At 48.8% G+C, this 1,716-nt stretch carries 13 tRNA genes and 1 rRNA gene; all 14 read left to right on the plus strand.

Features of this window, described 5'->3' with window-relative positions:
* Positions 1 to 218: 218 nt before the first annotated feature.
* The 14 genes from rrf (at position 219) to CSV79_RS16470 (ending at position 1,680) form a co-directional block, all read left to right on the plus strand.
* Positions 219 to 334, plus strand: a 5S ribosomal RNA gene (gene rrf / locus CSV79_RS16405).
* 90 nt (positions 335 to 424) lie between these two features.
* Positions 425 to 500 (plus strand) — tRNA-Val (locus tag CSV79_RS16410).
* 13 nt (positions 501 to 513) lie between these two features.
* Positions 514 to 589, plus strand: a tRNA-Thr gene (locus CSV79_RS16415).
* Positions 590 to 597: 8 nt separating this feature from the next.
* Positions 598 to 673 (plus strand) — tRNA-Lys (locus CSV79_RS16420).
* An 18-nt stretch (positions 674 to 691) separates the two neighbouring features.
* Positions 692 to 773 (plus strand) — tRNA-Leu (locus tag CSV79_RS16425).
* A gap of 7 nt (positions 774 to 780) precedes the next feature.
* Positions 781 to 852: transfer RNA gene (locus CSV79_RS16430), tRNA-Gly, on the plus strand.
* Between the two features lie 11 nt (positions 853 to 863).
* Positions 864 to 952 (plus strand) — tRNA-Leu (locus tag CSV79_RS16435).
* A gap of 12 nt (positions 953 to 964) precedes the next feature.
* A tRNA-Arg gene (locus tag CSV79_RS16440) sits at positions 965 to 1,041 on the plus strand.
* 23 nt (positions 1,042 to 1,064) lie between these two features.
* Positions 1,065 to 1,141, plus strand: a tRNA-Pro gene (locus CSV79_RS16445).
* A gap of 6 nt (positions 1,142 to 1,147) precedes the next feature.
* Positions 1,148 to 1,223: transfer RNA gene (locus CSV79_RS16450), tRNA-Ala, on the plus strand.
* A gap of 28 nt (positions 1,224 to 1,251) precedes the next feature.
* Positions 1,252 to 1,325, plus strand: a tRNA-Met gene (locus CSV79_RS16455).
* A gap of 5 nt (positions 1,326 to 1,330) precedes the next feature.
* A tRNA-Ile gene (locus tag CSV79_RS16460) sits at positions 1,331 to 1,407 on the plus strand.
* 15 nt (positions 1,408 to 1,422) lie between these two features.
* A tRNA-Ser gene (locus tag CSV79_RS16465) sits at positions 1,423 to 1,515 on the plus strand.
* 90 nt (positions 1,516 to 1,605) lie between these two features.
* Positions 1,606 to 1,680: transfer RNA gene (locus CSV79_RS16470), tRNA-Met, on the plus strand.
* Positions 1,681 to 1,716: the final 36 nt, after the last annotated feature.

Raw genomic sequence — 1,716 nt, forward strand, 5'->3', positions numbered from 1 at the left:
GAGGTGGATAGGTCTGGGGTGGAAGTACGGCGACGTATGCAGCTGACAGATACTAATCGATCGAGGACTTAACCTATTTTTAAAAGTAGTTACTTGAACTACACAATGTCTTTTATTCAGTTTTGAGTGAACAAAAATTTACTCGAAAAGAATTTAAAATAATGCTTGCATTTATAATTGAAAGTGTTATAATAGTAAATGTCCTCAAAAAGGACGAGTCTGGTGACGATAGCGAAGAGGTCACACCCGTTCCCATACCGAACACGGAAGTTAAGCTCTTCAGCGCTGATGGTAGTTGGGGGTTTCCTCCTGTGAGAGTAAGACGTCGCCAGGCAATTCTTTTCTAAAGATCAACCGAATTGAATGTTTAATGCATGCAGGTTTGATTGATAAAAGAATAAGTATTGAATAGTTATTATACCCAGGAGGATTAGCTCAGCTGGGAGAGCACCTGCCTTACAAGCAGGGGGTCGGCGGTTCGAGCCCGTCATCCTCCACCATATTTCTACACTTGCCGGTGTAGCTCAACTGGTAGAGCAACTGACTTGTAATCAGTAGGTTGAGGGTTCAAGTCCTTTCGCCGGCACCACTTTGTACGAGCCGTTAGCTCAGTTGGTAGAGCATCTGACTTTTAATCAGAGGGTCACAGGTTCGAATCCTGTACGGCTCACCATTTTTCTAGTAACATATTGCGGGTGTGGTGGAACTGGCAGACACGCTAGACTTAGGATCTAGTGCCTTCGGGCGTGGGGGTTCGACTCCCTTCACCCGCACTTTTATGCGGAAGTAGTTCAGTGGTAGAATACGACCTTGCCAAGGTCGGGGTCGCGGGTTCGAATCCCGTCTTCCGCTTTTTCATCCTTGCCGGGGTGGCGGAACTGGCAGACGCACAGGACTTAAAATCCTGCGGTAGGTGACTACCGTACCGGTTCGATTCCGGTTCTCGGCACCATTTTCATAATATGCGCCCGTAGCTCAATTGGATAGAGCGTCTGACTACGGATCAGAAGGTTGTGGGTTCGACTCCTGCCGGGCGCGCCATATTTTTTTATAAAATACATAGTCGGGAAGTAGCTCAGCTTGGTAGAGCACTTGGTTTGGGACCAAGGGGTCGCAGGTTCGAATCCTGTCTTCCCGACCACTTAATGGGGCCTTAGCTCAGCTGGGAGAGCGCCTGCCTTGCACGCAGGAGGTCAGCGGTTCGATCCCGCTAGGCTCCACCATTATTTATAACTGACTAATACTAATCGTGGCGGCGTAGCTCAGCTGGCTAGAGCGTACGGTTCATACCCGTAAGGTCGTGGGTTCGACCCCCTCCGCCGCTATCTAAGGACCTTTAGCTCAGTTGGTTAGAGCAGACGGCTCATAACCGTCCGGTCGCAGGTTCGAGTCCTGCAAGGTCCACCAGTTTACTTACTTTACGGAGGAATACCCAAGCCCGGCTGAAGGGATCGGTCTTGAAAACCGACAGGGGTGTTAAAGCCCGCGGGGGTTCGAATCCCTCTTCCTCCGCCATTATTTTTCAAAAAAAGCTTTACATTACTCCTTTGTTATGTTAAAATAATAAAGTCGAGTTAAGAAAGAATTATGTAAGATTTATATTATCGCGGGGTGGAGCAGTGGTAGCTCGTTGGGCTCATAACCCAAAGGTCGTAGGTTCAAATCCTGCCCCCGCAACCAAGGTCCCGTGGTGTAGCGGTTAACATGCCTGCCTGT

This window comes from Sporosarcina sp. P13 (assembly GCF_002743055.1).
Lineage (GTDB): Bacteria > Bacillota > Bacilli > Bacillales_A > Planococcaceae > Sporosarcina.